Source organism: Lacisediminihabitans sp., from assembly GCF_036404185.1.
Classification (GTDB): domain Bacteria; phylum Actinomycetota; class Actinomycetes; order Actinomycetales; family Microbacteriaceae; genus Lacisediminihabitans.
Window position 1 is genome coordinate 1 of record NZ_DASWPB010000160.1, and the last position, 5,234, is coordinate 5,234.

At 70.2% G+C, this 5,234-nt stretch carries 7 protein-coding genes; 1 reads left to right on the forward strand and 6 read right to left on the reverse strand.

Annotated features, from left to right (window positions below):
* Positions 1-518, reverse strand: a 518-nt coding sequence (locus VGC18_RS11305) for a DMT family transporter (protein ID WP_331097396.1), incomplete at its 3' end; no start/stop codon positions are given.
* Between the two features lie 40 nt (positions 519-558).
* Here VGC18_RS11305 and def point away from each other — a divergent pair.
* On the forward strand, positions 559-1,125 hold the full coding sequence (gene def / locus VGC18_RS11310) for a peptide deformylase (RefSeq protein WP_331097398.1): 567 nt from the start codon (positions 559-561) through the stop codon (positions 1,123-1,125).
* 24 nt (positions 1,126-1,149) lie between these two features.
* On the opposite strand, the gene VGC18_RS11315 is transcribed toward def, so the two are convergent.
* The 5 genes from VGC18_RS11315 to VGC18_RS11335 all read right to left on the reverse strand — a co-directional run.
* The gene (locus VGC18_RS11315; RefSeq protein WP_331097400.1) at positions 1,150-2,076 is read right to left on the reverse strand and encodes a sensor histidine kinase; all 927 of its coding nucleotides are present in this window, start codon (positions 2,074-2,076) and stop codon (positions 1,150-1,152) included.
* A gap of 120 nt (positions 2,077-2,196) precedes the next feature.
* Positions 2,197-2,508, reverse strand: coding sequence for a hypothetical protein (locus VGC18_RS11320; protein WP_331097402.1), 312 nt, complete (start codon positions 2,506-2,508; stop codon positions 2,197-2,199).
* 128 nt (positions 2,509-2,636) lie between these two features.
* On the reverse strand, positions 2,637-3,302 hold the full coding sequence (locus VGC18_RS11325; RefSeq protein WP_331097404.1) for a response regulator transcription factor: 666 nt from the start codon (positions 3,300-3,302) through the stop codon (positions 2,637-2,639).
* Positions 3,299-4,555: a sensor histidine kinase gene (locus VGC18_RS11330; RefSeq protein ID WP_331097406.1), complete on the reverse strand. Its 1,257-nt coding sequence runs from the start codon at positions 4,553-4,555 to the stop codon at positions 3,299-3,301. The genes VGC18_RS11325 and VGC18_RS11330 overlap by 4 nt, the downstream gene beginning before the upstream one ends.
* 90 nt (positions 4,556-4,645) lie before the next feature.
* Positions 4,646-5,234, reverse strand: a 589-nt coding sequence (locus tag VGC18_RS11335) for an MFS transporter (RefSeq protein WP_331097408.1), incomplete at its 5' end; no start/stop codon positions are given.

The window sequence follows — 5,234 nt, forward strand, 5'->3', positions numbered from 1 at the left end:
AAGAGCGCGAAGATGACCGTGATCGCGGCGAGGAGACTCAGGATGATCACCAGCTCCGTCTGGGTGATCTCCTTGGACTTCGCCGTGAACGTGGCGATCGTCACGAAGAGGCCGACCCCCACCACGCAGAAGATGATGGGCCTGGTGGTCGCGCGGGTGAGCTTGACGCCGGTAACCCTCGCGTTGACCAGCCAGGTGATGATGAGTGCCACCGCGCCGAGGGGCTGCACCACGAGAATGGGCGCGAGACTGAGGCTTGTCAGCTGGAAGACCACGGCGAGGCCGAGCATGAGTGTGCCGAACAGCCAGGACGGCCGGCGCAGCAGCAGCAGGATCTGGCCGAGACTGAGGGCGCCGGAGGCCGACGGAGCAGAGTACCTGTCCATCTGGGCGACCCCGCGGTGCTGCAGCTGCGCGCCGACGGCGAGGAACACCGAACCGACGAGGGCGATCGGGATGCCGATCGCGGCCAACGGGGTCAGGCTGATCTGATTGGAGATCTCGCTGAGCGCAGGCACGCCACGACCTTACTCGCTGGCACTTCGATATTCTTGGCGAATGGCCGTCCTCCCGATTCAAATCACCGGCAACCCCGTGCTTCACTCCCGTGCCGAGGAGGTGACCGAATTCGACTCGACCCTGAGCGACCTCGTCGCCGACATGTACGAGACGATGACAGAGGCCCCCGGGGTCGGTCTCGCCGCCCCGCAGGTCGGTGTCGGGCTGCGGTTGTTCGTCTACAACTGGGTGGACGACGGGGAGGTGCTCTGGCGCGGGGTCGCCATCAACCCGGAGCTGTGGATCAGCCCGCCGCCGGTCGGATCCGCGGACGAGGAGGACGAGTCGGAGGGATGCCTGTCGATCCCCGGAGAGCGGTTCCCGCTCCGCCGCGGCGAGCGGGCCATCCTCCGGGGATTCGACCTGGACCGGCGGCCCTTCGAGATCACCGCGGAGGGCTGGCTGGCGCGCATCTTCCAGCACGAATACGACCACCTCGACGGCATCCTCTACGCCGACCGCCTCGACTACCCGCACGGGAAGGCCGCGCTGAAGGCCATCCGCAAGAACGGCTGGGGCGAGCCCGGCCAGAGCTGGACCCCCGGCGTCGACGACCTGGACGCGTAGGGCCCGGCGCCGTGCGGCCGGGCGCTACTCGGCCGGTGACGTCGTCTCGAGGTTGACCCCGTGGACGCCGTTGTCGTAGCGGAGCGCCGGGAACACCGCCGAGACGGAGAAGCCGACCCCGGGAACGGAATAGGCCTTGAGGATGCCGCCGAAGAGGCCGGCCCGCTCCCGCATCTCGGTGATACCGGGACCGACGACCACCTGCGTCAGGGCGTTGAGGTCGTCTTCGAAGGTATAGGTGCGCTGCTGGGCGACTTGATTCGGGTCGAGCCCCTGCCTGCGGGCCTCCGACCGCACCCCGTCGTCGTCGACGAGCACCTGAAGTCCGCTCGCCGTCCAGGTGAAGGACACGGTCACGTTGGTGCCCTCTCCCCCGTACCGCAGCGCATTGTCGAGCGCCTCCTGGACGATGCGGATGATCGCGAGCTCCGCACCCTCCTTGAGCTCGAATCGCTCGCCCGCCTCCACGAAGTTGATCGCGAGCCCCGATTCCCGCATGACCTCGATGAGGTCGGCGACGGTGGTCAGCTGGGGCAGCTCGAACGCCTCCGCCTTACCGTCCTGGACGATCCGCATCACCCGCCGGAGATCGGCCCTCGTCGTGCGCGCCGTGTCGGCGATGGCGCTGGCGGAACGGGCCGCGGCCGCGGGGTCCGCCCCGGCGGCGTATCTCGCGCCCTCCGCCTGGCTGATGACCAGGGAGATGGAGTGGACGGCCACCTCGTGCAGCTCGCGGACGATGCGGAGGCGGCCCAGCTGCTCCTGCATCGAGATCTGGACCTCGAGCCGTTCCCGTTCGGCCTCGGTGCGAGCCAGCCGCTCCCTGCGACGGCCGCGCGCGGCCCGGAGCCACAGCACCAGGAGGATGACGACGACAACAAGCAGGATCGCGGATGCCCCGGCGAGCGCCATCGCGAGGGACTCCGCATTGCCGTGCAGCCAGGCATCCACGCGGTTCTCCCTCGGTTGTGATGTCGTCTTCTCGGGCGACGGCGGCGGTCGCGCCCCAGAAACGAGGGTATCGCCTACCGACGGTCCCCGCAGGGCCGCCGGCAGGCGACGGACGGCAGACTACTTGCCAGGCGCCTGGGGAAAGGCGTTCGCGCGGAGCACCTCGAGGCGGGCGCGATACTCCTTCTCGTCGATGTCACCCTGCGCGAAACGCTCGGCGAGGGTCGACTCCGCGGCGCGAGATCCGACGGCGCCGGCGAAACCGGGGTGGGACCAAGCGCCCCAGTGGGCGTGGCGGCGGCGGGCGAGACCGACGACGAGGGCGATCACCGCGATCCAGAACAGCGGGATGAGCAGGAACAGGAAACCGAAGCCGGCACCCCAGGGGTGAGCCCAGTGGGCCGCTACGGTCGGAGCGAGTGTGGTGAGCACAATGAATCCTTGTCTCTCGTGGGCCCCGGCGGAGCCTCTGCCGACCACTCTCGTCGCCCGCGGCATCCGGCGAATCGGCCGGACGGAGGCCGTCTGCTACTGCGCCGGGAGTACCGGGGGCGCTCCGGCTACTCCTGGTAGCCCGCCCGCACCAGGCCGGTCTCGTAGGCGATCACCACGAGCTGCACCCGGTCGCGGGCGAGGAGCTTGGCCATGATGCGGGAGACGTGCGTCTTCGCGGTCAGCGGGCTCAGGAAGAGGGCCCGGCCGATCTCGTCGTTGGTGAGGCCTTGCCCGACCAGCGCGAGCACCTCGCGCTCCCGATCGGTCAGCACCGTGAGCCGGGAGAGGTTCGGCGATTCCTTGAGCGAGCCGGCGACCCGCTCGAGCAGCCGTTTGGTCACCCCGGGCGACAGCAGGGCGTCGCCGCCCGCGACCACCCGGACCGCACGGATGAGCTCGACGGGCTCGGTGTCCTTGACCAGGAACCCGCTCGCTCCGGCGCGGATGGCCTGCGCGACGTACTCGTCGAGCTCGAAGGTGGTGACGATGACGATGTGGGTGCCGGCCAGTGCCGGATCGGCGACGATCCGCTCCGTCGCCCAGAGGCCGTCGCCGTCCGGCATCCGGATGTCCATGAGCACAACGTCCGGCCGTCGGCGGCTGACCAGCTCGACCGCCTCCGCCCCCGTGCCGGCCTCCCCCACGATCTCGAGGTCTGGCTCCGCCTCGAGCAGCGAGCGGAACCCCGCGCGGATGAGCTGTTGATCGTCGGCGATGGCGACGCGGATCATTCGGTCTCCCCCCGATGGATCGGGATGTCGGCGACGACGGTGAAGCCGCCGCCCTCCCGGGGGCCTGCGCTGAGCCGTCCGCCGAGCAGTTCCGCCCGCTCGTGCATGCCGAGCAGGCCGCGGCCGCCGGAGTCCTGCCGGATCGGGGCCGGCCCGAGACCGTTGTCGGCGATCGTCAACCGGTAGCTCCCGTCGTCCTCGTGAAGCGAGATCGTCACCCTGGTCGCCTTCGAATGCCGCACGACGTTGGTGAGCGCCTCCTGGGCGATGCGGTACAGGGCGAGCTGGGCCGCGGCGCTCGGAGCGGAGCGGATCGAGTTGTCCACCTCCACCTCGATGCCCTGGGCGGTGACGGATGCCGCGAGCCCGGCGAGGCGGGACAGGTCCGGTTCGGGAACGAGCGGTGCCGACGGATCCCTGCCCGCCTCCGCGCGGAGGATCCCGAGCACCGACCGCACCTCGTCGAGGGCGGTCTTGCTGGACTCCTTGATGCTCGCGAGCGCCTCCTTCGCCTTCTCCGGCTGCTTGTCCATGAGGTGGAGCCCCACCCCCGCCTGCACGTTGATCTGGCTGAGCGAATGGGCCAGCACGTCGTGCAGCTCCCTGGCGATGCGCACCCGCTCCGCCTGGACCTCCGACTGCTTGCGCTCTGCGCTGCGGCGGGAGACCTCCGCGAAGCGGTCCCTGCGCGTGCGGAGCCCCTCGCCGACACCGAGCACGATGAGGACCCCGAGGGTGATGGCCGCGATCCGCGGCGGCGAGAGGCCGACGTCCGTGACGATGACGAGCACCAGCGCCACCACCCAGGCGATGGCCACGGACATCCAGGCCCAGGCGCGGGCGCCGCGGACGATGGCCGAGACGATGGCGAAGGCCAGGGCGATGTACGGCGGATGGTCGGAGTCGCTGAACAGGATGATGTCCGTGGCTCCCGCGGCCGCCGTGATCGCGACCACCGGGCCGGGGAAACGACGGGCGCCGATGAGCGCCAGCGGCCCGATCAGGGCGATTCCGAGGCTCAGCAGCAGCTGTCTCGGGTCCGTCGTCTGCTCGGAGCGCACGAGCCCGTGCCCGACGTGGAAGCGGACGAAGACGGCCGGCACCTGCACGATGAAGGAGATGAGGACGGGCAGCCACAGCACCGGCCAGCGCGATCCCCGCCAGAGCGGCGCGTGATGGGCGAGGAACGAGTCGCCCCAGGGTTCCTGCCACCCCTCGTGCCGCTCGCTGGCGAAACGACCGGTGTGGGGCATGGATCGATCGTAGTTGCGAAGGCGGCGCGGGGCATCCGCCCACCGGCTGCCGTGCGGTACTCCCCGGGGAGTACCGCACGGCGCCCGCGATCAGGCCGGTTCGGACCGGACGGGGGTCTTCGTCTCCTTCGCCGGAGCGGGGAGGAAGAACGCGAGCACGAGCGGGATGGCGCTGAGAGCGAAGACCCACCAGAACGTCGTTCCGAAGGCGCCGAGTGCCTGGGCCGCCGCCGTCGCCCCGGTGAGGTAGTGCTGCAGGACCACGGCGATGACGGTCACGCCGAAGGGCGCGCCGACCCGCTGGACAATGCTGAACGCGGCGCTCCCTCGGGGGGTCTCGGCGTGGCTGAGACCGGCGAAGGCGAGGGTCATCACCGGGAGCGAGACCGCGCCGGCCCCGAAGCCCTGGAGGAACTGCCCGGCCAGCAGCAGCACGTCGCCGCCGGTGGCTCCCGCCAGCGCGAACGGCAGGATGCCGATCATGGTGAGGACGACACCTCCCGCGATGATAAAGCGGGTGTCGATGCGGCCGGCGAGCCGGCGATTGACGAGGATGAAGCACATCGTCCCGAGTCCTTGCGGGATGAGGAGCAGACCGGTGGCGAAGACCGAGTCGCCCCTGACCTGCTGGTAGAACAGCGGCAGCAGCAGCATGAGGGCGTAGAGCGAGAAGCCGCCG